General features: G+C 62.8%; 21 protein-coding genes, 7 tRNA genes and 1 pseudogene. 27 read left to right on the plus strand and 2 right to left on the minus strand.

Annotated features, from left to right (window positions below; all coding sequences use genetic code 11):
• Positions 1-10: 10 nt before the first annotated feature.
• The 14 genes from fabD (at position 11) to JV551A3_RS10550 (ending at position 12,144) form a co-directional block, all read left to right on the plus strand.
• The gene (fabD, locus tag JV551A3_RS10485; protein WP_112253334.1) at positions 11-949 is read left to right on the plus strand and encodes an ACP S-malonyltransferase; all 939 of its coding nucleotides are present in this window, start codon (positions 11-13) and stop codon (positions 947-949) included.
• 15 nt (positions 950-964) lie between these two features.
• Positions 965-1,705 (plus strand): 3-oxoacyl-ACP reductase FabG, encoded by a 741-nt coding sequence (gene fabG, locus JV551A3_RS10490; protein WP_003247160.1) that lies wholly within the window; start codon positions 965-967, stop codon positions 1,703-1,705.
• A 202-nt stretch (positions 1,706-1,907) separates the two neighbouring features.
• Positions 1,908-2,144 (plus strand): acyl carrier protein, encoded by a 237-nt coding sequence (acpP, locus tag JV551A3_RS10495; RefSeq protein ID WP_016715141.1) that lies wholly within the window; start codon positions 1,908-1,910, stop codon positions 2,142-2,144.
• A gap of 185 nt (positions 2,145-2,329) precedes the next feature.
• Positions 2,330-3,574 carry a beta-ketoacyl-ACP synthase II gene (gene fabF / locus JV551A3_RS10500; RefSeq protein WP_133970748.1) on the plus strand — a complete coding sequence of 415 codons (1,245 nt, stop codon included), beginning with the start codon at positions 2,330-2,332 and terminating at the stop codon, positions 3,572-3,574.
• On the plus strand, positions 3,574-4,389 hold the full coding sequence (gene pabC / locus JV551A3_RS10505) for an aminodeoxychorismate lyase (RefSeq protein WP_133970749.1): 816 nt from the start codon (positions 3,574-3,576) through the stop codon (positions 4,387-4,389). The genes fabF and pabC overlap by 1 nt, the downstream gene beginning before the upstream one ends.
• Positions 4,390-4,393: 4 nt before the next feature.
• Entirely contained in the window at positions 4,394-5,596 is a 1,203-nt protein-coding gene (gene mltG / locus JV551A3_RS10510) for an endolytic transglycosylase MltG (RefSeq protein WP_133970750.1), read from the plus strand.
• Positions 5,597-5,605: 9 nt separating this feature from the next.
• Positions 5,606-6,238 carry a dTMP kinase gene (tmk, locus tag JV551A3_RS10515; RefSeq protein WP_133970751.1) on the plus strand — a complete coding sequence of 211 codons (633 nt, stop codon included), beginning with the start codon at positions 5,606-5,608 and terminating at the stop codon, positions 6,236-6,238.
• Entirely contained in the window at positions 6,231-7,217 is a 987-nt protein-coding gene (locus JV551A3_RS10520) for a DNA polymerase III subunit delta' (RefSeq protein ID WP_133970752.1), read from the plus strand. The genes tmk and JV551A3_RS10520 overlap by 8 nt, the downstream gene beginning before the upstream one ends.
• Positions 7,218-7,247: 30 nt before the next feature.
• Positions 7,248-8,036 (plus strand): TatD family hydrolase, encoded by a 789-nt coding sequence (locus JV551A3_RS10525; protein ID WP_133970753.1) that lies wholly within the window; start codon positions 7,248-7,250, stop codon positions 8,034-8,036.
• A gap of 342 nt (positions 8,037-8,378) precedes the next feature.
• Complete coding sequence (locus tag JV551A3_RS10530; protein WP_003260720.1) at positions 8,379-9,014, plus strand: TetR/AcrR family transcriptional regulator; 636 nt, start codon at positions 8,379-8,381, stop codon at positions 9,012-9,014.
• A 282-nt stretch (positions 9,015-9,296) separates the two neighbouring features.
• Complete coding sequence (locus tag JV551A3_RS10535; protein ID WP_133970754.1) at positions 9,297-10,265, plus strand: GTP 3',8-cyclase MoaA; 969 nt, start codon at positions 9,297-9,299, stop codon at positions 10,263-10,265.
• A 66-nt stretch (positions 10,266-10,331) separates the two neighbouring features.
• Positions 10,332-10,937 (plus strand): DUF4823 domain-containing protein, encoded by a 606-nt coding sequence (locus tag JV551A3_RS10540; protein WP_133970755.1) that lies wholly within the window; start codon positions 10,332-10,334, stop codon positions 10,935-10,937.
• Positions 10,938-10,947: 10 nt separating this feature from the next.
• Positions 10,948-11,508, plus strand: coding sequence for a DUF1285 domain-containing protein (locus JV551A3_RS10545; protein ID WP_133970756.1), 561 nt, complete (start codon positions 10,948-10,950; stop codon positions 11,506-11,508).
• Between the two features lie 219 nt (positions 11,509-11,727).
• The gene (locus JV551A3_RS10550; RefSeq protein ID WP_133970757.1) at positions 11,728-12,144 is read left to right on the plus strand and encodes a cupin domain-containing protein; all 417 of its coding nucleotides are present in this window, start codon (positions 11,728-11,730) and stop codon (positions 12,142-12,144) included.
• 353 nt (positions 12,145-12,497) lie between these two features.
• On the opposite strand, the gene JV551A3_RS10560 is transcribed toward JV551A3_RS10550, so the two are convergent.
• A tRNA-Asn gene (locus tag JV551A3_RS10560) sits at positions 12,498-12,573 on the minus strand.
• Positions 12,574-12,635: 62 nt separating this feature from the next.
• The gene (locus JV551A3_RS10565) at positions 12,636-13,832 is read right to left on the minus strand and encodes an amino acid aminotransferase (RefSeq protein WP_075044142.1); all 1,197 of its coding nucleotides are present in this window, start codon (positions 13,830-13,832) and stop codon (positions 12,636-12,638) included.
• Positions 13,833-14,120: 288 nt separating this feature from the next.
• Between JV551A3_RS10565 and uvrB the strand changes: the two genes are divergently transcribed.
• The 13 genes and pseudogenes from uvrB to JV551A3_RS10640 all read left to right on the plus strand — a co-directional run bounded on the left by uvrB (position 14,121) and on the right by JV551A3_RS10640 (position 22,729).
• Positions 14,121-16,136: an excinuclease ABC subunit UvrB gene (gene uvrB / locus JV551A3_RS10570; protein ID WP_133970759.1), complete on the plus strand. Its 2,016-nt coding sequence runs from the start codon at positions 14,121-14,123 to the stop codon at positions 16,134-16,136.
• A 210-nt stretch (positions 16,137-16,346) separates the two neighbouring features.
• On the plus strand, positions 16,347-17,828 hold the full coding sequence (gene gltX / locus JV551A3_RS10575; protein ID WP_025338230.1) for a glutamate--tRNA ligase: 1,482 nt from the start codon (positions 16,347-16,349) through the stop codon (positions 17,826-17,828).
• Between the two features lie 289 nt (positions 17,829-18,117).
• Positions 18,118-18,193 (plus strand) — tRNA-Ala (locus tag JV551A3_RS10585).
• A 72-nt stretch (positions 18,194-18,265) separates the two neighbouring features.
• Positions 18,266-18,341 (plus strand) — tRNA-Glu (locus tag JV551A3_RS10590).
• A gap of 53 nt (positions 18,342-18,394) precedes the next feature.
• Positions 18,395-18,470 (plus strand) — tRNA-Ala (locus JV551A3_RS10595).
• A 42-nt stretch (positions 18,471-18,512) separates the two neighbouring features.
• Positions 18,513-18,588: transfer RNA gene (locus tag JV551A3_RS10600), tRNA-Glu, on the plus strand.
• Between the two features lie 60 nt (positions 18,589-18,648).
• Positions 18,649-18,724 (plus strand) — tRNA-Ala (locus JV551A3_RS10605).
• A 42-nt stretch (positions 18,725-18,766) separates the two neighbouring features.
• Positions 18,767-18,842, plus strand: a tRNA-Glu gene (locus tag JV551A3_RS10610).
• A 173-nt stretch (positions 18,843-19,015) separates the two neighbouring features.
• Complete coding sequence (locus JV551A3_RS10615; protein WP_133970764.1) at positions 19,016-19,555, plus strand: TetR/AcrR family transcriptional regulator; 540 nt, start codon at positions 19,016-19,018, stop codon at positions 19,553-19,555.
• A gap of 15 nt (positions 19,556-19,570) precedes the next feature.
• A pseudogene (locus JV551A3_RS10620) lies at positions 19,571-20,398 on the plus strand (alpha/beta fold hydrolase); the annotation flags it as partial.
• A 194-nt stretch (positions 20,399-20,592) separates the two neighbouring features.
• Positions 20,593-21,027: an acyl-CoA thioesterase gene (locus JV551A3_RS10625; RefSeq protein ID WP_112253317.1), complete on the plus strand. Its 435-nt coding sequence runs from the start codon at positions 20,593-20,595 to the stop codon at positions 21,025-21,027.
• A 51-nt stretch (positions 21,028-21,078) separates the two neighbouring features.
• Positions 21,079-22,050, plus strand: coding sequence for a tRNA dihydrouridine synthase (locus tag JV551A3_RS10630; protein ID WP_133970765.1), 972 nt, complete (start codon positions 21,079-21,081; stop codon positions 22,048-22,050).
• Between the two features lie 235 nt (positions 22,051-22,285).
• A complete protein-coding gene (locus tag JV551A3_RS10640; RefSeq protein ID WP_133970766.1) occupies positions 22,286-22,729 on the plus strand; it encodes an Hsp20 family protein in 444 nt (147 codons plus the stop codon).
• Positions 22,730-22,914: the final 185 nt, after the last annotated feature.

Genomic DNA, 22,914 nt, shown 5'->3' on the forward strand with positions numbered 1-22,914 from the left:
GGCTTGTTCAATGTCTGCATCTCTCGCATTCGTCTTTCCCGGTCAAGGTTCCCAGTCGCTGGGCATGCTCGCCGAGCTCGGCGCCGAGAAGCCAGTGATCATCGAAACCTTCAAGGAAGCGTCCGAGGCACTCGGTTACGACCTGTGGAAGCTGGTCCAGGAAGGCCCGGAAGAGCAACTCAACCAGACCGACAAGACCCAGCCGGCCATCCTCACCGCGTCCATCGCGCTGTGGCGCCTGTGGCTGGAAGAGGGTGGCGCCAAGCCAGCCTTTGTTTCTGGTCACAGCCTGGGTGAGTACAGCGCCCTGGTTGCCGCCGGCAGCCTGAGCCTGAAAGATGCCGTGCGCCTGGTCGAACGCCGTGGCCAACTGATGCAGGAAGCCGTGCCGGCCGGCCATGGTGCCATGGCCGCCATTCTCGGCCTGGATGACGCCGTGGTCGTGGAAATCTGCGCCGAAGCGGCCGAAGACCAGGTGGTCAGCGCGGTCAACTTCAACTCGCCAGGCCAGGTGGTCATCGCCGGCAACAAGGCCGCCGTCGATCGCGCCATCGAGCTGTGCAAGGCCAAGGGTGCCAAGCGCGCCCTTCCGCTGGCGGTCAGCGTGCCATCGCACTGCGCGCTGATGAAGCCGGCTGCCGAGCGCTTTGCCGAGTCGGTCAACGCCATCGAATGGCACGCCCCGCAAATTCCTGTGGTGCAGAACGTCACCGCTGCCGTTGCCGCTGGTCTCGATGCCCTCAAGCACGACCTGCTGGCGCAGCTGTACCAGCCTGTACGCTGGGTTGAATGCGTGCAGACCCTGGCAGCCAATGGTGCCGTCAACCTGGTCGAGTGCGGCCCGGGCAAGGTGCTGGCCGGCCTGAACAAGCGTTGCGCCGACGGCGTGACCACCTACAACCTCAACACCCCTGACGCCGTCGCCGCCACCCGCGCGGCGCTGGCCTGATTTGGAGAAGCTTGCATGAGCCTGCAAGGTAAAGTTGCACTGGTCACCGGCGCCAGCCGTGGCATTGGCCAGGCCATCGCCCTCGAACTGGGCCGCCAGGGCGCGACCGTGATCGGCACCGCCACTTCGGCCTCCGGCGCCGAGCGCATTGCGGCAACCCTGAAAGAGCACGGCATCACCGGTACCGGCATGGAACTGAACGTGACCAGCGCCGAATCGGTTGAAGCTGTATTGGCCGCCATCGGCGAGCAGTTCGGCGCACCGGCCATCCTGGTCAACAACGCCGGTATCACTCGCGACAACCTCATGCTGCGCATGAAGGACGACGAGTGGTTCGATGTGATCGATACCAACCTGAACAGCCTCTACCGTCTGTCCAAGGGTGTGCTGCGTGGCATGACCAAGGCACGTTGGGGTCGTATCATCAGCATCGGCTCGGTCGTCGGCGCCATGGGTAATGCCGGCCAGGCCAACTATGCGGCCGCCAAGGCCGGCCTGGAAGGCTTCAGCCGCGCCCTGGCGCGTGAAGTGGGCTCGCGTGGCATCACCGTCAACTCGGTGACCCCGGGCTTCATCGACACCGACATGACCCGCGAGCTGCCAGAAGCGCAGCGCGAAGCCCTGCAGACCCAGATCCCGCTGGGCCGCCTGGGCCAGGCCGACGAAATCGCCAAGGTGGTTTCGTTCCTGGCCTCCGACGGCGCAGCCTACGTAACCGGCGCCACCGTGCCGGTCAACGGCGGGATGTACATGTAAAACTGCAACTCAATGTGACGGATTTCGTAAAAAAAGAGTCATACTGCGAGCCTAAAATCCGTTATAAAGCTGCAACCAGATTCCAGGCAGCGGGTGTGGTGACTGGTGTGAAGGTGCGTTTAGCTTGAAAAGCGAACGTCTTTCTATAAAATTAGCCACCGGCCAGCTGCCTGACATATATCCATTAGGAGTAAACCTAGGTATGAGCAACATCGAAGAACGCGTCAAGAAAATCGTCGCCGAGCAACTGGGCGTCAAGGAAGAAGAAGTGACTCTCGAGAAGTCCTTCGTCGATGACCTGGGTGCCGATTCGCTTGACACCGTTGAGCTGGTGATGGCTCTGGAAGAGGAATTCGAGACCGAAATCCCTGACGAAGAAGCCGAGAAGATCACTACCGTTCAAGCTGCCGTAGACTACGTCAAAGCCCACCAGGCCTAAGACGCTCCAGTCGACGCTACTTGTCGGGGAAAACCGCACTGCCTTCGCCGGCGTGCGGTTTTTTCTTTGCGAGCGCCCCGCATTTCAGGCCGCTTTGTTCACCGCGCACCAAGAGCTTGTTGCCATTTCATTCCATTGCTTGAATGCAATGGCAAGAAACTCTGTGATTAGAAAAGGAGAGTACTGTGTCGCGTAGACGCGTCGTGGTCACCGGTATGGGTATGCTGTCGCCTCTGGGTACCGATGTACCGAGCACCTGGCAGGGCATTCTGGCTGGCCGCAGTGGCATTGGTCCGATCGAACACACGGACCTGTCTGCCTACTCCACCCGTTTTGGCGGCTCGGTGAAGGGCTTCGAGGTCGAGCAGTACCTCTCGGCCAAAGAGGCCCGCAAGCTCGACCTGTTCATTCAGTACGGCCTGGCGGCCGGTTTTCAGGCGGTGCGTAACGCCGGCCTGGAAGTAACCGACGTCAACCGCGAGCGGATTGGCGTGGCCATGGGTTCGGGCATCGGTGGCCTGACCAACATCGAGGAAACCAGCCGCACCCTGCACGATTCGGGGCCGCGTCGTATTTCGCCATTCTTCGTGCCGGGCTCGATCATCAACATGATCTCCGGTTTCCTGTCGATCCACCTGGGTCTGCAAGGGCCGAACTACGCCATCGCCACGGCCTGCACTACAGGTACCCACTGCATCGGCATGGCCGCGCGCAACATCGCCTATGGTGAAGCCGATGTGATGATCGCCGGTGGCGCCGAAATGGCCGCGTGCGGCCTGGGCATGGGCGGCTTCGGTGCCTCCCGCGCACTGTCCACTCGCAACGATGAGCCAAGCCGGGCCAGCCGCCCGTGGGACAAGGGCCGTGACGGCTTCGTGTTGTCCGACGGCGCCGGTGCCCTGGTGCTCGAAGAGCTGGAACATGCCAAGGCACGTGGCGCGACCATCTATGCCGAGCTGGTCGGCTTCGGCATGAGCGGTGACGCCTACCACATGACTTCGCCACCCGACACCGGCGAAGGCGCTGCCCGTTGCATGACCAACGCCTTGCGCGATGCCGGCATCCAGCCGGAAGAAGTCAGCTACATCAATGCCCATGGCACCTCGACCCCAGCGGGCGACATCGCCGAAGTCGCGGCGATCAAGCGCGTGTTCGGTGAGCATGCCTACAAGCTGGCGGTCAGCTCGACCAAGTCGATGACTGGCCACCTGCTGGGCGCTGCAGGTGCCGTGGAAGCGATCTTCAGCGTGCTGGCGATCAACAGCCAGATGGCCCCGCCCACCATCAACCTGGACGAGCCGGACGAAGGTTGCGACCTTGACTTCGTGCCGCACCAGGCGCGCAGCATGCCGATCGATGTGGTGCTGTCCAACTCGTTCGGCTTTGGCGGGACCAACGGTTCGCTGGTATTCCGCCGGTTCGCCGGTTGATGCAAAGCTGGATCGATGGCCAGCCGGCGGCTGCAGTGAACCTGCAGAACCGCGGCCTGGCCTACGGCGATGGGCTGTTCGAGACCATCGCCGTACGTGGTGGCCGGCCCAGCCTGCTGGACGGCCACCTCGCACGCCTGACGCTGGGATGCCAGCGGCTGGCAATCAGTGCCGACCTGGCGCTGGTGCGCGACGAACTCCTGCGCTATGCCAGCCAGCTCGAAGATGGCGTAGCCAAACTCATTCTTACTCGTGGCGACAGCCAGCGCGGTTACGCGCCGGTTGCCGGTGCCGCGCCGCGGCGTATCCTGCAGGGCAGCCCGTTGCCCAGCTATCCTGTCGAACATGCCGAGCATGGCGTGCGCCTGTTCCCGTGCCAGACCCGGCTTGGGGAACAACCGCTGCTGGCTGGCCTCAAACACCTCAACCGCCTGGAGCAGGTACTGGCCCGTGCCGAATGGCAGGACAGCGAACATGCCGAAGGCCTGATGCGTGACGGGCAGGGCAGGGTGATCGAAGGGGTGTACAGCAACCTGTTCCTGGTACGCGATGGCGTGCTGTTCACGGCCGACCTCAGCCGCTGTGGCGTCGCTGGCGTGATGCGCGCCGCGTTGCTGGAACAGGCTGCGCTGCTGGGCATCCCGGCGCAGGTGTGCGACCTGCCGTTCGAGGCGCTGGAGCAGGCCGATGAAGTATTTGTCTGCAACAGCGTCTACGGTGTCTGGCCCGTGCGCGGCGTTGCCGCGCTAAACTGGTCGCCGGGCCCGCTCACCCGTAAACTGCAGGCCGTTGCCCGTACGTTACTGGAAACCTGAATTCGTGAGACGTAAATTCCTGCTGCTGCTGGAAATGGGCTTGATCCTCGCCGGCCTTGCCGTGGGCTGGTCGGCCTGGAAGGTCAACTCGGTCCTGCAGCAGCCCCTGCACGTGACGCAGGAGCGCCTGCTCGACGTGCCCAATGGCACTACCCCAAACCGCATGTTCTATCGCATGCAGAACGAGGGGTTGCTCGACGACGCCGTCTGGTTGCGCCTGTACTGGCGCTTCAACATGGCCGGCACTCCCCTGCACACTGGTGAGTACCGCCTGACCCCTGGCATGACCGTGGAGCAACTGTTCGATGCCTGGCGTCGGGCCGATGTGGTGCAGTACAACCTGACCCTGGTCGAAGGTTGGACCTTCCGCCAGGTGCGCTCGGCCGTGGCCAAGCATGAAAAGATCAAGCATACCCTGGACGGGCTTTCCGATTCGGAAGTGATGGACAAGCTTGGCCATACCGGCGTGTTCCCCGAGGGGCGCTTCTTCCCGGACACCTACCGCTTCGTGCGCGGCATGAGCGACGTCGAGTTGCTGCAGCAGGCGTATATGCGCCTGGACGAAGTGCTGGCCAAAGAGTGGGCCGAGCGCACCACCGACCTGCCATACCGTGACCCGTACCAGGCGCTGATCATGGCCTCGCTGGTGGAGAAGGAGACCGGCATACCCCAGGAGCGCGGGCAGATTGCCGGCGTTTTCGTACGGCGCCTGCGTCTGGGCATGATGCTGCAGACCGACCCGACGGTGATCTACGGCATGGGTGAGCGCTACAACGGCAAGATCACCCGCGCCGACCTGCGCGAGCCGACGCCCTACAACACCTACACCATCACGGGCCTGCCGCCGACCCCGATCGCGATGGTCGGCCGCGAGGCGATTCACGCGGCGCTGAACCCGTCCGATGGCACCAGCCTGTATTTCGTCGCCCGTGGCGATGGCAGCCACGTGTTTTCCGACGACCTCGACGACCACAACTCGGCGGTGCGCGAGTTCCAGCTCAAGCGCCGTGCGGACTACCGCTCCAGCCCAGCATCGCCATCGCAGCCAGAGCCACAGCCGCAACCAGATGCCGACGAGGCCGAACAGCCCGAGGCGCCTGCCGATGAGTCTACTGCGCAGCCAGCGCCCGACCAGCCGCCTGTGCAGGACGCCCCTGCTGGCGGCGCGCAAGCGGCCGAGCGGCCTATGCCTGACGAACAACATTAAGGACTGCCTGTGAGCGGCTTGTTTATTACTTTGGAAGGCCCCGAAGGCGCGGGCAAGAGCACCAACCGCGACTACCTGGCCGCGCGCCTGCGCGAGCAGGGCCTGGATGTGGTGCTGACTCGGGAGCCCGGCGGCACGCCGCTGGCCGAAAAGGTCCGTGAGCTGCTGTTGGCGCCCAGCGATGAAAGCATGGCGGCCGACACCGAACTGCTGCTGGTGTTCGCGGCGCGTGCCCAGCACCTGGCGCAGGTGATTCGTCCGGCGCTGGCGCGCGGGGCCGTCGTCTTGTGTGACCGGTTTACCGATGCCACCTACGCCTATCAGGGTGGCGGTCGCGGGTTGCCGGTCGAGCGTATCGCCACCCTGGAGCAGTTCGTCCAGGGCGACCTGCGCCCCGACCTGACCCTGGTCTTCGACCTACCGGTAGAAGTGGGCCTGGCCCGCGCCGCCGCCCGCGGTCGTCTCGATCGTTTCGAACAGGAAGGCCAGGCGTTCTTCGAAGCCGTGCGCCAGGCTTACCTGCAGCGCGCCGAGCGCGCGCCACAGCGCTACCGTCTGCTCGACGCCGGCCAGTCGCTGGAGGCCGTGCAGCGCGCCATCGATGCGTTGCTACCAGGCATCGTGGAGCGTTGCCGTGGCTGAGGCCTACCCCTGGCAGCAGGCCCTCTGGCAACAACTGGCCGGTCGCAGCCAGCACGCCCACGCCTACCTGTTGCACGGGCCGCAGGGTATCGGCAAGCGCGCCCTGGCCGAGCGCCTGATGGCGCGCCTGCTGTGCCAGCAGCCCTTAGGGCTGGATGCCTGTGGCGGGTGTAAGTCCTGTCTGTTGCTCAAGGCCGGTAGCCATCCGGACAACTTTGTCCTCGAGCCCGAGGAAGCTGACAAGCCGATCAAGGTCGATCAGGTGCGTGAGCTGGTGGCCTTCGTGGTGCAGACCGCACAGCTGGGTGGACGCAAGGTGGTGCTGATCGAGCCGGTGGAGGCGATGAACGTCAACGCCTCCAATGCCCTGCTCAAGAGCCTCGAAGAACCCTCTGGCGATACCGTGTTGCTGCTGGTCACCCACCAGCCCAGCCGCCTGTTGCCGACCATCAAGAGCCGTTGCCAGCAGGTTGCCTGCCCGCAGCCCAGCCTGGCCCAGAGCCAGGCCTGGCTGGCCGGCGCGCTACCCGACAGTGACGAGGCCGAGCGCGACGAGTTGCTGACCCTGGCTGCCGGTTCGCCGCTGATGGCAGTCAGCCTGCAGGCGCAAGGCGTGCGCGAGCAGCGCGCGCTGGTCACCGACGGGGTGAAGAAGCTGCTCAAGCAGCAGCAATCCCCCAGTCAGCTGGCTGATGCCTGGAACGGTGTGCCGCTGTTGCTGCTGTTCGACTGGTTCTGCGATTGGGCGCACCTGATCCTGCGCTACCAGTTGACCCAGGACGAGGAGGGGCTAGGCTTGGCCGATATGCGCAAGGTGGTGCAGTACCTGGCCCAGAAGAGCCGTCAGGCCAAGGTGCTGGAGGTACAGGCATGGATCCTGGAGCAACGCCAGAAGGTGCTGGGCAAGGCCAACCTCAACCGCGCCCTGCTGCTTGAATCGCTGCTGGCCCACTGGCTGCAGTTGCCGGGCGCCCGCTGATTTTCATTTTTTCATGTGTGCCGTTATCCCATGCTCGTAGATTCCCATTGCCACCTCGACCGTCTTGACCTGAGCGCCCATCAGGGCTCCCTCGATGCTGCCCTGCAGGCGGCGCGTGAGCGCGGGGTCGGGCATTTCCTCTGTATTGGCGTCAGTGCCGAGAATGCTGGTGCGGTGAAGGCGCTGAGCGAGCGCTACGTCGATGTCGATTGCTCGGTGGGCGTGCACCCGCTGGACCTGGCGCCAGGTGAAACGCCGGCGCTGGAATGGCTGCTGCGCGAACTGGCTCACCCACACGTGGTGGCGATTGGTGAAACGGGGCTGGATTATCACTACGAGCCGGAAGCAGCCGAGTTGCAGCAGGCCTCGTTCCGCCTGCACCTGGAGGCCTCGCGGCAGACCGGCAAGCCGGTAATCGTGCACACCCGTGCGGCGCGTGCCGATACCCTGGCGCTGCTGCGCGAGGCCAGCCTGCCGCAGGCCGGCGTGCTGCACTGCTTCACCGAAGACTGGGACATGGCCAAGGCGGCGCTGGACCTGGGGTATTACATTTCGTTGTCTGGCATCGTTACCTTCCGCAATGCCGATGCCCTGCGCGAAGTGGCGCGGCAGGTGCCGGTCGATCGGCTGCTGGTGGAGACCGATTCGCCGTACCTGGCGCCGATCCCGCATCGGGGCAAGCCGAATTTGCCACAGTACGTGCGTGAGGTGGCGGAGTATGTGGCTTCGTTGCGTGGGGCCAGTTATGAGCAGTTGGCCGAACAGACCACTGCCAACTTCAAGCGCTTGTTCCCGTTGGCGCGGGTGAGCGGACAGTAGTTCGTCACAGTGGGCAGTAAGCAAAAAAAACCCGGGTTCTGGGGGGGGAATCCGGGTTAAGACCATTAGGAGTAAAACAAAGGTACGCGGTCCCTGAGCACCTTTATCGGCGCGCCACTTGGGGGGGATGCGCCGCGCCAACACTTCAAGTATTGGTCAGGTTTGGCGCAGTGCCAGCGCATATTGATCGTTTTTTAAACAGATTTGGAATACGCCGAGGTTTCATTCCTCCCGCAGCGCATGGCAGTAAGCATCGTGAAACACAGACATGCTTGGATGATCCGTGCAATTTCCCGCAAGATAGGCATAATAAACCGCTTCGATTGTCATCCAGTCCTTCCTATGCAGAAAGAACCTCGTAAGGTCCGTGAGTTTCGCCGTCGCGAACAGGAAATCCTCGACACCGCGCTCAAACTGTTCCTGGAACAGGGAGAAGACAGCGTCACCGTCGAGATGATCGCCGACGCCGTTGGCATCGGCAAAGGCACGATCTACAAGCACTTCAAGTCCAAGGCGGAGATCTACCTGCGCCTGATGCTCGACTACGAGCGCGACCTGAACGCGCTGTTGCATTCGGCCGACGTCGATCGCGACAAGGAAGCCCTGTCGCGAGCCTACTTCGAGTTCCGCATGCGCGATCCGCAGCGCTACCGGCTGTTCGACCGCCTGGAAGAAAAGGTGGTCAAGGGCAACCAGGTACCGGAAATGGTCGAACAGCTGCACAGCATCCGTGCGTCCAACTTCGACCGCCTGACCCAGCTGATCAAGGGCCGTATCAGCGAAGGCAAGCTCGAAGACGTACCGCCGTATTTCCACTATTGCGCCGCCTGGGCGCTGGTACATGGCGCCGTGGCGCTGTACCACTCGCCGTTCTGGAGCAATGTTCTGGAGGACCAGGAAGGCTTCTTCCAGTTCCTGATGGACATCGGCGTGCGCATGGGCAACAAGCGCAAGCGCGATCCCGAACCCTCCAACTGAGTTAGTGCAGGCTCTCCCTGAGGCCTGCCAGCCCGCGTTGTTTGGGCCGCTTTGCGCCAATCGCAGGCAAGCCAGCTCCCACCGGTACAACGCAGACTTGAAGGTTGCGCGATCCTGTGGGAGCTGGCTTGCCTGCGATGGGCTGCGTAGCAGCCCCATGACTGACAAGCCTGTTCCCACAGCAGCACGGCAACACCGACAGCGGCAAAAAGGATAGGACTTGCAAAAACCTGATTTATGAGTCAGGTTTTGCCAGCCCCATCATTCATGCCGGAGTCATTCATGATCGTCGATCGTCAAGGCAGGCGTTTTCGCAACCTGCGCGTCAGCCTGACGGCTGCCTGTAATTATGCCTGCACCTACTGCGTGCCAGACGGCAAGCGCCTGGTGGCAGCACAGGACGAACTGCCGGCGGATGCCCTGGCCCGTGGCGTGGCCTACCTGATCGAAGCCGCCGGCATCGAGCGCTTGCGTATCACCGGCGGTGAGCCATTGGTCAGTCCGCGCCTGGATGCCTTCCTGGCTGCCGTGGCCAGGCTCGACCTTGACGATATTTCGCTGACTACCAATGGCCAGCTGCTGGCGCGCAAGTTGCCCCAGTTGCAGGCGGCAGGCATCCGCCGCTTGAACGTTTCCCTCGATACCCTCGATCCACATGCCTTCCGCCGTATTGCCCGGGGCGGCGACCTTGCCAGCGTACTGGCGGGTATGGAACAGGCCAGCGCCATGGGCATGCAGATCAAGGTAAACATGGTGCCGATGCGCGGGGAGAACCTCGATCAGGTGTTGCCGCTGCTGGATTACTGCCTTGAACGCGGCTTCGAACTGCGTTTCATCGAGCTCATGCGCATGGGCCACCTGGCCCGTGACCACAACGCCTTCCTGCAGCAGTTCGTCGGCCTTGACCAACTGCTAACACTGATCGCTGGCAGGCATGCCTACGTTCAGGTGGATGCGCCTCTGGACGCCACCGCCTTGCGATATCAGGTGCCCGGCAAAGGCCACTTCGGTGTGATCGCCAACGAAAGCGTACCATTCTGCCGTACCTGTTCGCGGCTGCGCCTGTCCTCCACGGGCTGGCTGCATGGCTGCCTGTCCTCGGGCAACCGCCATTTCGTCGGCGACCTGCTGGAAAAACCGCGCCATCAGGCGCTGCCGGCCCTGCAGCGCTTGCTGGTCAAAGCCTTGGCAGACAAGCAGGACCTGGCGTTTTCCGGCGATGTGATGGTGATGAAGGTGATCGGTGGCTGAAGCTGGCGCAAAAGCTGCATCCGCCGGCTATTCGCCGGTTTTTCGTCGCCGGCCACTGGAGGAAAGATGCGTAGCCTGGTTTTGCTGCTGGCGCTGATGGCGCTAGGCGGTTGCATGAATGTCAGCGATATGGGCGAGGGCGTCCGTTACCACCTGAGCGATGCCGGTCTGCTGGACCACAGCGATACCCGTCGTACCCTGTCAATCCGCCTGCAGCCTGATTCATTCATCTTCATCGGCCAGGGCGCGTTCGTGCCGCCGGGCAAGGGGCCGGTGCCGCGGCAGAATGCGGTGGCCGAGCAGGCCTTCAAGAGCTTCGTCGAGTATTTCCCGCTGGTACGCCGTGCCCAAGGGCCACTGGGCCTGGAAGATGCCATAGCCCAGGCGCGTTCGGTGGGTGCCGACTACGTGCTGTATACCCGCTTTGCCCGCACCGACGACCGTATCGGCAATGGCGACGAGTGGTATGACGAGCAGGCAGTCGACCGCCTGGGCTGGGACACCGGTGTGGTGCAGATGATGCTCATCGAAACCAGCACCCGCTACCTGATCGACACTGCGCGGATCAAGAGCCGTGGCGGTTTGTTGACGTTCCACGATAATACCCCGGAGGATTTGCTTGGCGCGCCGATGCGCGAGTACGCTCGTAGCCTTCTGGGTATGAGTGAATGAGGCAAGCGTGATGAGCGATTCCGGCAAGGCCAATGATCTTCTGGCGCAGATCCCCAAAGCCAAGGGCCTGCCGCCGGTGCATCTGTGGAACCCGGACTTCTGCGGTGACATCGACATGCGCATCGCCCGCGATGGCACCTGGTACTACCTGGGTACGCCGATCGGTCGCAAGCCGATGGTGCGGCTGTTTTCCACCATCATCCGCCGCGATGGCGATGATTACTTCCTGATTACCCCGGTAGAGAAGGTGGGCATCCGCGTCGACGATGCGCCGTTCGTGGCAGTGGCCCTGGAAGTGGAAGGTGAGGGTGAACAACAGGTGCTGCGCTTCACCAGCAATGTCGAGGACCAGGTCGAAGCCGGGCCGGCCAACCCGCTGCGGGTGGTGATCGACCCGGCCACTCAGGAGCCATCGCCGTATGTGCTGATGCGCAGCAACCTCGAGGCGCTGATTCATCGCAATGTGTTCTACCAGTTGGTGGAGCTGGCGGTGCCGTGTGAGATCGAAGGGGAAGAGTGGCTTGGGGTGTGGAGCCAGGGAGAGTTTTACCCGATCGGGCGTAGCAGCTGAAACCTCCGTTGTCTGTGTTGGCCTCTTCGCGGGTAAACCCGCTCCCACAGGTTGCTCCACGGGCTTCAAAAACGGCGCCGTACCTGTGGGAGCGGGCAAGCCCGCGAAGAGGCCGGCACAGGCAATAATCGGCCTCTTGGTTTTTCCCAGAATTGGCCATTTGCCGCTCGCCTCTCCAGGCCTAACCTGCAGGCAATTGCCATCCAGGAGCAGCCCCCCATGAAACCCCTGAGCATCATCCTTTTCGCCCTGCTCGCCGCCCAAACCCCTGCCTGGGCGCACGGCGACGCTGCCGACCAGGTCAAGGTCCTGCAGCAGCAACAACCCTCGAACGCCCCCGGCAAGAACGCCGTGATGCTCACCGTCAACTACGCCCCCGGCCAGGCATCACCCGCGCATCAACACCCGGGCGCAGTGATGGCCTACGTGCTGGAAGGGGCAGTGGTATCGAAGCTCGATGACGAGCCGGAGAAAACCTACAAGGCCGGTGAATACTGGTACGAGGCCCCGGGTACCATACACAGCGTGTCACGCAACGCCAGCCAGACGCAGTCAGCCAAGTTGCTGGTCTGGAGCCTGGTGGATGAAGGCAGCGCCGTCACAGTGCCCTATCCGGCAGCAGGCTCGGAGCGCTGAGCCAGCCCCAGCCGGGTTGTCACATCTATCTGCTGCGAGAGCTGTGTCGACCAACGGCTCGGCCAGTTCGATGCCAGGCAGGCGAGGGTCTGCACTTTTGATGCGCAGGCTCCATGGGCTCAAGCCCGCCACCCACGGCGAACGTTGCTTGTCGGCTTGCCAGGAGGGCTTGGTGGGTGGCGATTGCTACCGCTTGCTGAGCGTTCTGGGTGAAATCGTAGGCTGTCATGCGTGTTCTGTACTCGTCGAATGATCTCAGACGATACAGCAGCCGTGCGCTGGCATTAGGGGGTAGGGGGATAAGTGCAACAAAAAAACCTCCAGTGCTTGCGCAACTGGAGGTTTTCAATGTTTGGCTCCGCGACCTGGACTCGAACCAGGGACCCAATGATTAACAGTCATTTGCTCTACCGACTGAGCTATCGCGGAATCTGTGCGTATCTTACTGATTGCCTAGGGGAAGTCAAGCCACCCCTAGGCAAAACAAGGAGTTACAGCACCTGAACGATAGCTTTGGTCACCACGTGGATGTTGCTCTGGTTCAGCGCGGCCACGGCGATGCGGCCGGTATCCAGCGCGTAGATGCCGAACTCGTTCTTCAGGCGGGCGACCTGTTCGACGGTCAGGCCCGAGTACGAGAACATGCCGACCTGGCGGCCAACGAAGCTGAAGTCGCGGTTGGCGCCATATTCGGCCAGCAGCGAAACCATCTGCTTGCGCATGCCGTGGATGCGCTCGCGCATTTCGGCCAGCTCGGTTTCCCACATCTGGCGCAGTTCGGCGCTGTTCAGTACGGTGGCAACGATGGTTGCACCGTGGGTCGGCGGGTTGGAGTAGGTGGTGCGGATCACGCGCTTGACCTGCGACAGCACACGGGTGCTCTCGTCCTTGGAGGCGGTGACGATCGACAGCGCACCGACGCGCTCGCCGTACAGCGAGAACGACTTGGAGAACGAGCTGGACACGAAGAACTCCAGGCCCGACTCGGCAAACAGGCGCACGGCGAAGGCGTCTTCGGCGATGCCGTCACCGAAGCCCTGGTAGGCCATGTCGAGGAACGGCACGTGGCCCTTGGCCTTGACCACTTCCAGGACGTTTTTCCAGTCGTCCAGGCTCAGGTCGACGCCGGTCGGGTTGTGGCAGCAGGCGTGCAGCACCACGATCGAACCGGACGGCAGGTTGTTCAGGTCTTCGAGCATGCCAGCGCGGTTGACGTCGTTGGTCGGCGCGTCGTAGTAGCGGTAGTTCTGCACCGGGAAGCCGGCCGATTCGAACAGCGCGCGGTGGTTCTCCCAGCTCGGGTCGCTGATGGCGACCACGGCGTTCGGCGACACACGCTTGAGGAAGTCGGCACCAATCTTCAGCGCGCCGGTACCGCCGACGGCCTGCACGGTAACCACGCGGCCAGCGGCCAGCAGTGGCGATTCGGCGCCGAACAGCAGCTTTTGTACAGCCTGGTCGTAGGTGGCGATGCCGTCGATCGGCAGGTAGCCGCGCGAGGCGTGCTGGGCGGCACGCTGGGTCTCGGCTTCGATCACGGCGCGCAGCAGCGGAATGCGGCCTTCCTCATTGCAGTACACACCCACGCCCAGGTTGACCTTGTCGGTACGTGGGTCGGCGTTGAATGCTTCGTTGAGGCCCAGAATAGGGTCGCGGGGTGCCAGCTCGACAGCGGAAAACAGGCTCATTGTTACCTTGGCTCTGATTGGAGTGTGATAGGACATACACGCTCCAGCCCGAATGCACTGAAGCGGTGCACAAACGGGGAGTCAGTATAGTGATACCGACCGGTCACCGCGACAGTCCGGCATCGCTTTTCCGGTCATTTGCGCAAATATTTTTCGACCATTGGTCTAATTGCCGGGTCCACCGTAACAAGCGCTCACAGCTGTGCCTTGAAAGCGCCCCCCGGCGGGCGTATTTGGGTATAGACTACTGGCTAAATTTACAGTTGCTGCAACACCGCGAGGTCCGTCATGTCCGAGTTCCAGCTCGTCACCCGTTTCCAGCCGGCCGGCGACCAGCCCGAGGCCATCCGCCAGATGGTCGAAGGCATCGAGGCGGGGCTGTCGCACCAGACGTTGCTCGGGGTGACCGGTTCTGGCAAGACCTTCAGCATCGCCAACGTCATCCAGCAGGTGCAGCGGCCTACACTGGTGCTGGCGCCGAACAAGACCCTGGCCGCGCAGCTGTATGGTGAGTTCAAGGCGTTCTTCCCCAACAATGCGGTGGAGTATTTCGTCTCCTACTACGACTACTACCAGCCTGAAGCCTATGTGCCGTCGTCCGACACCTTCATCGAGAAGGACGCTTCGATCAACGACCACATCGAGCAGATGCGCCTGTCGGCGACCAAGGCGTTGCTCGAGCGGCGTGACGCGATCATCGTCACCACGGTGTCTTGCATCTACGGCCTGGGTAGCCCCGAGACTTACCTGAAGATGGTCCTGCACGTGGACCGCGGCGACAAGCTCGACCAGCGCGCGCTGCTGCGCCGCCTGGCCGACCTGCAATACACCCGCAACGAGATGGACTTCGCCCGCGCCACCTTCCGCGTACGCGGCGATGTGATCGACATTTTCCCGGCCGAATCGGACCTCGAGGCCATCCGCATCGAACTGTTCGATGACGAGGTCGAGAACATCGCCGCCTTCGACCCGCTGACCGGCGAAGTCTTCCGCAAGCTGCCGCGTTTCACCTTCTACCCCAAGAGCCACTACGTCACCCCGCGCGAAACCCTGCTGGAAGCCGTGGAGGGGATCAAGGAAGAGCTCAAGGACCGCCTGGAATACCTGCAGAAGGCCAACAAGCTGGTCGAGGCCCAGCGCCTGGAGCAACGCACCCGCTTCGATCTGGAGATGATCCTGGAGCTGGGTTACTGCAACGGCATCGAGAACTACTCGCGCTACCTGTCCGGCCGCCCGGCCGGGGCGCCACCACCCACCCTGTACGACTATCTGCCAGCCGATGCGCTGCTGGTGATCGACGAATCCCATGTCAGCGTTCCGCAAGTCGGCGCCATGTACAAGGGCGACCGCTCACGCAAGGAAACCCTGGTCGAGTATGGCTTCCGCCTGCCTTCGGCGCTGGACAACCGGCCGATGCGTTTTGACGAGTGGGAAGATGTCAGCCCGCAGACCATCTTCGTATCCGCCACCCCGGGTCCCTATGAGGCTGAGCATGCCGGGCGCGTGGTGGAGCAGGTGGTGCGCCCGACCGGCCTGGTCGACCCACAGGTGGAAGTGCGCCCGGCGCTTACCCAGGTGGATGACCTGCTGTCGGAAATCCGCAAGCGCGTGGCGCAGGGCGAACGGGTGTTGGCCACCACGCTGACCAAGCGCATGGCCGAAGACCTTACCGACTACCTGGCCGACCACGATGTGCGGGTGCGTTACCTGCACTCAGACATCGACACCGTCGAGCGGGTGGAGATCATCCGCGACCTGCGCCTGGGGACTTTCGATGTGCTGGTGGGCATCAACCTGTTGCGTGAGGGCCTGGACATGCCCGAGGTGTCGCTGGTGGCGATCCTCGATGCAGACAAGGAAGGTTTCCTGCGCTCCGAGCGTTCACTGATCCAGACCATCGGCCGTGCTGCGCGTAACCTCAATGGCCGGGCCATCCTGTATGCCGATAACATCACCGGTTCCATGCAGCGCGCCATCGACGAGACCGAGCGTCGTCGCGAGAAGCAGATCGCCTTCAACCTGGCCAATGGCATCGTGCCCAAGGGCGTGGTCAAGGACATCACCGATATCATGGAAGGCGCCACCGTGCCGGGTTCGCGCAGCAAGAAGCGCAAGGGCATGGCCAAGGCGGCGGAGGAGAGCGCCCGTTACGAAGCCGAGCTACGCACGCCGGGCGAGATCACCAAGCGCATCAAGCAGCTGGAAGAGAAGATGATGCAGTTCGCCCGCGACCTGGAGTTCGAGGCCGCGGCGCAACTGCGCGACGAAATTGCCCAGCTGCGTGAGCGGTTGATTACCAGCTGATTGCTTTGTCACCTGTACTGGCCTTTTCGCGGGTAAACCCGCTCCCACAGGAATCACGCATTTTTCGCTAGTTGTGTAGTACTTGTGGGAGCGGGTTTACCCGCGAAGAGGCCAGTACAGGCAACCACCCACTCAATGGGATTGCTGGAGCCCGATGCCCGCCTCCTGCTAACATCCCGCCTTTGTTTCATCTTTCGTTCGAGACCCTCCATGACCACCGTACGCACGCGTATCGCGCCATCGCCTACCGGCGACCCCCATGTTGGCACCGCCTACATCGCCCTGTTCAACTACTGCTTTGCCAAGCAGCACGGCGGTGAGTTCATCCTGCGCATCGAAGACACCGACCAGTTGCGCTCCACGCGCGAGTCGGAACAGCAGATCTTCGATGCGCTGCGCTGGCTCGGCATCGAATGGAACGAAGGCCCGGATGTCGGCGGCCCGCACGGCCCGTACCGGCAGAGCGAGCGTGGCGAGATCTACGCCAGATACGCCAAGGAACTGGTCGACGCCGGCCATGCCTTCTACTGCTTCTGCACCGCCGAAGAGCTGGAGCAGATGCGCGCCGAGCAGCAAGCCCGTGGCGAAACCCCGCGCTACGACGGCCGCGCGCTGTTGCTGAGCGCCGAGGAAGTGCAGCGCCGCCTGGACGCTGGCGAGCCGCACGTGATCCGTATGAAAGTGCCGAGCGAAGGCGTGTGCGTGGTACCGGACATGCTGCGTGGCGATGTCGAAATCCCGTGGGACCGCATGGACATGCAGGTGCTGATGAAGAACGACGGCCTGCCGACGTACTTCCTGGCCAACGTGGTCGACGACCATCTGATGGGCATCACTCACGTGCTGCGTGGCGAAGAGTGGCTGCCATCGGCACCCAAGCTGATCAAGCTGTACGAATACTTCGGTTGGGAACAGCCCAAGTTGTGCTACATGCCGCTGCTGCGTAACCCGGACAAGTCCAAGCTGTCCAAGCGCAAGAACCCGACCTCGGTGACGTTCTACGAGCGTATGGGCTTCATGCCCGAGGCAATGCTCAACTACCTGGGGCGCATGGGCTGGTCGATGCCGGACGAGCGCGAGAAGTTCTCGCTGGCCGAGATGGTCGAGCACTTCGACCTGTCGCGTATCTCGCTGGGTGGCCCGATCTTCGACATCGAGAAGCTGTCCTGGCTGAACGGCCAGTGGCTGCGCGAGCTGCCGGTCGAGGAGTTTGCCGCGCGCCTGCAGAAGTGGGCGTTCAACAGCGACTACATGATGAAGATCGCCCCGCACGTGCAGGGCCGGGTGGAAACCTTCAGCCAGGTTGCGCCGCTGGGCGGGTTCTTCTTCGAGGGCGCGCTGAAGCTGGACGCCAAGCTGTTCGAAAGCAAGAAGCTGTCGGCCGACCAGGTGCGCCAGGTAATCCAGCTGATCCTGTGGAAGCTCGAAAGCCTGCGTCAGTGGGAAAAAGAGCGCATTACCGGTTGCATCCAGGCGGTGGTCGAGGCGCTGGAGCTGAAGCTGCGTGACGCCATGCCGCTGATGTTTGCCGCCATTACCGGCCAGGCCAGTTCGGTTTCGGTACTGGATGCGATGGAAATCCTTGGCCCGGACCTGACCCGCTACCGCCTGCGCCAGGCACTGGACCTGCTGGGTGGTGTGTCGAAGAAAGAAAACAAGGAGTGGGAAAAGCTGCTGGCTTCTATTGCCTGATAACGCTCCTGAGGCCATCGCCGAACCTGTGGGAGCGGGTTTACCCGCGAATACGAGGGTGCATGCACCGCCGCCTTCGCGGGTAAACCCGCTCCCACAGGGCTCACTGTTCAGCTTTTGGTAGGGGCAGGGCGGTAAGTGATTGTTATCTGTGAAAATTTTTTTGAATATTTTGAAAAATTAGTTTGACAGCCCTGCAATCCGATCTTAATATGCGCCCCGTCCACAGCGATGAACGAAAACGAAACGCCAGGCACCCAGCCAGCGCTTCGGTTCAAAGCGACATTGTGGGGCTATAGCTCAGCTGGGAGAGCGCCTGCATGGCATGCAGGAGGTCAGCGGTTCGATCCCGCTTAGCTCCACCAAATTCCGCTTGGCAGCCAAGCCTGTCGAGCAAGACCGGGTCCAGCAACCGGGTCTTGAAGGTAAGAAGGTTCGTCCCCTTCGTCTAGTGGCCTAGGACACCGCCCTTTCACGGCGGTAACAGGGGTTCGAGTCCCCTAGGGGACGCCAGTTTTGCACAAGCGATGTTTCAGGATGTCGCTGGGCCGAGAGGCTAGAAATCCGGGGCTATAGCTCAGCTGGGAGAGCGCCTGCATGGCATGCAGGAGGTCAGCGGTTCGATCCCGCTTAGCTCCACCAATTCTGCCGCGGTTCGCGTAAGCGGATCGGCACGAAGGTTACGTCCCCTTCGTCTAGTGGCCTAGGACACCGCCCTTTCACGGCGGTAACAGGGGTTCGAGTCCCCTAGGGGACGCCACTTTTCCTGCGTTTTGCAGGGCTTTAAAGGCTCGTCGATTACTGATGAGCCTTTTGTTTCGGGGCTATAGCTCAGCTGGGAGAGCGCCTGCATGGCATGCAGGAGGTCAGCGGTTCGATCCCGCTTAGCTCCACCATTTCTGCCAGGGTTCACACGCTTGAATCTTCGCGAAGGTTACGTCCCCTTCGTCTAGTGGCCTAGGACACCGCCCTTTCACGGCGGTAACAGGGGTTCGAGTCCCCTAGGGGACGCCACGTTTACCCGCGTTTTGCGGGACTTTGAAGGCTCATTCGATTATTGGATGGGCCTTTTGTTTTTCTCCCCTGCTCAAAACTTCGCGACCGACAGCCGGCTGCAGATTCCGCTTGCCAAAAAATATTATGAGAATAATATTTCGATCATCATATTTTGATCGGCGAGTGGCCTGATGAGCGACAAGAAGAGCAGAACCCGCGAACGCATTCTCGAGGCGGCACGAAGTGCGCTGATCCAGCACGGCCCGGCCGAGCCCAGCGTCAGCCAGGTCATGGGCGCAGCAGGCCTGACCGTTGGTGGCTTTTATGCCCACTTCGACAGCAAGGACGAGCTGATGCTCGAAGCGTTCTGCCAGTTGCTGGGCGAGCGCCGCGCCTTGCTCGCGCAGATCGACCCCAGCCTTGATGGCGCCGGGCGACGCGCGCTGGCCAGCGCCTTCTACCTGTCGCGCAAGCACCGTGATGCCGAGGTGCACGCCTGCCCGCTGCCCAACTCGCTGGGCGAGATGCAGCGCCTGCCCGAGGCCTTCCGTGAGGTGCTGGCCGAGCATATCGAGTTGATGACTGCCGCCATGGTCGACCGCCCCGAGGACGCCGACAAAGCCTTGGCCGACCTGGCCCTGATGGTTGGCGGCCTGGCGCTGGCCCGTGCCCTGGGCACCAGCGAACTATCTGATCGTATTCTGCGCGCCGCCAAATCGGCGGTGCTTTGACCCTGGAGCGTGGCGATGACTACCCTGAGCTGGATTCGTGGTGTCAATGGCACCCTGGGCCGCCTGGCCCCTGAGCATGTCGCGGGCAAGATGCGCCGTGCCTTCATGACCCCGCGCAATCTGCCGCCGCGGGATTGGGAATTGCCCGTGCTGGCCAGTGCCGAGCGCATCACCCTGCGCTTCGGCTTGTCGGCCCTGCGCTGGGGCAAGGGGCCGACCGTGCTGCTGATGCACGGCTGGGAAGGGCGCCCGACCCAGTTTGCCGCGTTGATCGAAACCTTGGTCCAGGCCGGGCATACGGTGGTGTCGCTGGAGGGCCCGGGGCATGGGCGTTCGCCTGGCGAGCAGGCCAATGTGGTGCTGTTTGCCCGAGCGCTGCTGGAGGCTGCCGCCGAGCTGCCTCCGCTGCGCGCGGTGATTGGCCATTCCATGGGCGGCGCCAGCGTGCTGCTGGCCTTGCAGATGGGCCTGCGCGCGGAGGCGGCGGTGAGCATTGCTGCCCCGGCGCGATTGTTGGGCGTGTTGCGTGGCTTTGCCCATCGTCTGGGGCTGCCGGCACGGGCGCGGGCAGCGTTCATTCGCCAGGTGGAGCGGGATGTGGGCATGCAGATTGCGCGACTGGATGTGACTGGCTACCAGCTGGAGTTGCCTGGGCTGGTGGTGCATGCCGCCGATGATGCGTTGGTGGCAGCCGATGAGGCCCAGGTAATCCACAAGGCATGGTTCGACAGCCGCCTGATGTTGCTGGAGGCGGGTGGCCACCAGCGGGTGCTGTCCGACCCGCGCCTTAGTGAAGCGGTGCTGGAGCTGCTGGCCCGCGCTGACGCGGTCCCTGTAGGAGCGGCCTTGTGTCGCGATGGGGCGCGCAGCGGCCCCAAAATCTCAGTCCCGGCACAGATTGCCGGGGCTGCTGCGCAGCCCATCGCGACACAAGGCCGCTCCTACAGGGACCGCGTAGCCCCGCAGGCAAGTGCAGAAGGGCTGGACTTTCCCCCGGCGGTCCCTGCTAAATCCACTTTTGCTCCAAGGAAGCGAACATGAGCTGGGACCTGGCAACACCCTTCATCATCGATCTGCGCGTCGGCAGCGAGGATATTGATGGCCTCGGCCACGCCAACAATGCGGTCTACGTCACCTGGCTGGAGCGCTGCGCCTGGCGCCACTCCCAACGCCTGGGCCTGGACCTGGCCGAATATCGCCGGCTGGACCGCGCCATGGCCGTGGTGCGCCACGAAATCGACTACCTGGCCGCTGCCTATGAGGATGACGAGTTGCAGCTGGCCACCTGGATCATCGATTGGGACCAGCGCCTGCGCATGACCCGGCGTTTCCAGCTCAAGCGCCCGCGCGACGGCGTGACCTTGCTGCGCGCCCAGACCACCTTTGCCTGCATCGAGCTGTCCAGCGGCAAGCCCAGGCGCATGCCAGCGGAGTTCCTCGACGGTTACGGCCCGGCGCTGATCGGCGCCTGAAACACCGGCAAATTTTGTTAGACTGCCGGCTTTTTCCGCCGAGACCCCGACATGCAAATTGCCCTGGCCCCCATGGAGGGGCTGGTCGACAACATCCTGCGCGACGTGCTGACACGCGTGGGCGGTATCGACTGGTGCGTCACCGAGTTCATTCGCGTGTGCGACCGCCTGCTGCCGCCTTCCTCGTTCGACAAGCTGGCACCCGAGTTGCGCAATGGCGCACGGACCGCCGCCGGGGTGCCAATGCGCGTGCAGCTGTTGGGTTCGGACCCTGTGTGCCTGGCGGAAAACGCCGCGCTGGCCTGCGAACTGGGCGCACCGGTGATAGACCTGAACTTCGGTTGCCCGGCCAAGACCGTCAACAAGTCACGCGGTGGAGCGGTGCTGCTCAAGGAGCCGGAGTTGCTGCACGCCATTGTGCGTGAAGTGCGCCGTGCCGTGCCGGCGGATATCCCGGTCACCTCGAAGATGCGCCTGGGTTTCGACACCCCCGATGGCGCGCTGGAGTGTGCCACGGCACTGGCCGAAGGCGGCTCGGCGCACCTGGTGGTACATGCGCGGACCAAGGTCGAGGGCTACAAGCCGCCGGCTCACTGGGAGTGGGTGGCACGGGTGCAGGATGTGGTCAAGGTACCGGTGTTCGCCAATGGCGAGATCTGGACCGTGGACGACTGGCGGCGTTGTCGTGAGGTCAGTGGCGCCGAAGACATCATGCTGGGCCGCGGGCTGGTCTCGCGCCCCGACCTGGGGCTGCAGATTGCCGCGGCGCGTGACGGACGGGAGTATCAGCCGATGAGCTGGGACGACCTGCTGCCGTTGTTGCGCGAGTTCTGGCGTCAGGCCCAGGCCAAGTTGTCGCCGCGCTATGCGCCGGGGCGGATGAAGCAGTGGTTGGCAATGCTGACCCGCAGTTATCCCGAAGCGGTTGTGCTGTTTGCCGAGTTGCGGCGGGAGGATGATTGTGCGCGGATCAGCCGGTTGCTGGGGGTTGAGGTGCAGGCGCTTGAGGCTTGTGTTGCCTGATCTGGCCTCTTCGCGGGTGAACCCGCTCCCACAGGTACTGCGCAGGGCTCAAGGCCTGTGGGTGATGCTGTGGGAGCGGGTTCACCCGCGAAAGGGCCATTGAATCCAGTACAAAAATCGGATTTTTTCTACTCCCCCCCTTGAAAGCATTTCCCTCGGCCATATCTCTTGAGTACGCGATGCCGAAGTCGGGTCGCGTAATGACTTACTTGCTGAATCTCAGGAGTTCATGACCATGACCACTGCTTTCTCTCTCGCTCCACTGTTCCGCCATTCCGTTGGTTTCGACCGTTTCAACGACCTGTTCGAATCCGCGGCACGTAACGAGGCCGGTAGCAGCTACCCGCCCTACAACGTGGAAAAACATGGCGATGACCACTACCGCATCGTGGTTGCCGCAGCCGGCTTCCAGGAAGAAGACCTCGACCTGCAGGTTGAAAAAGGCGTCCTGACTGTTACTGGTGGCAAACGCGACAATGGCACTGCTGAAGTGACCTACCTGCATCAGGGTATCGCGCAGCGCGCCTTCAAGTTGTCGTTCCGCCTGGCCGACCATATCGAAGTCAAGGCCGCCGGTCTGGCCAATGGCCTGCTCAGCATCGACCTGCTGCGCATCGTGCCTGAAGAAGCCAAGGCCAAGCGCATTCCGATCAACGGCGACAAGCCAGCGCTGAACTGATCGTGTAGATGTGAAAAAGGGCACCCTTAGGGGTGCCCTTTTTATTGTGATCGCCTGAAGGCCGGCTTCCTTGTGGGAGCGGCCTTGCGTCGCGAAAGGGCTGCGCAGCAGCCCCGGCAACGCTGCAGGATGGCTGAGATCCTGGGGCCGCTGCGCGACCCTTTCGCGACGCAAGGCCGCTCCCA

This window comes from Pseudomonas inefficax (genome assembly GCF_900277125.1).
GTDB lineage: Bacteria > Pseudomonadota > Gammaproteobacteria > Pseudomonadales > Pseudomonadaceae > Aquipseudomonas > Aquipseudomonas inefficax.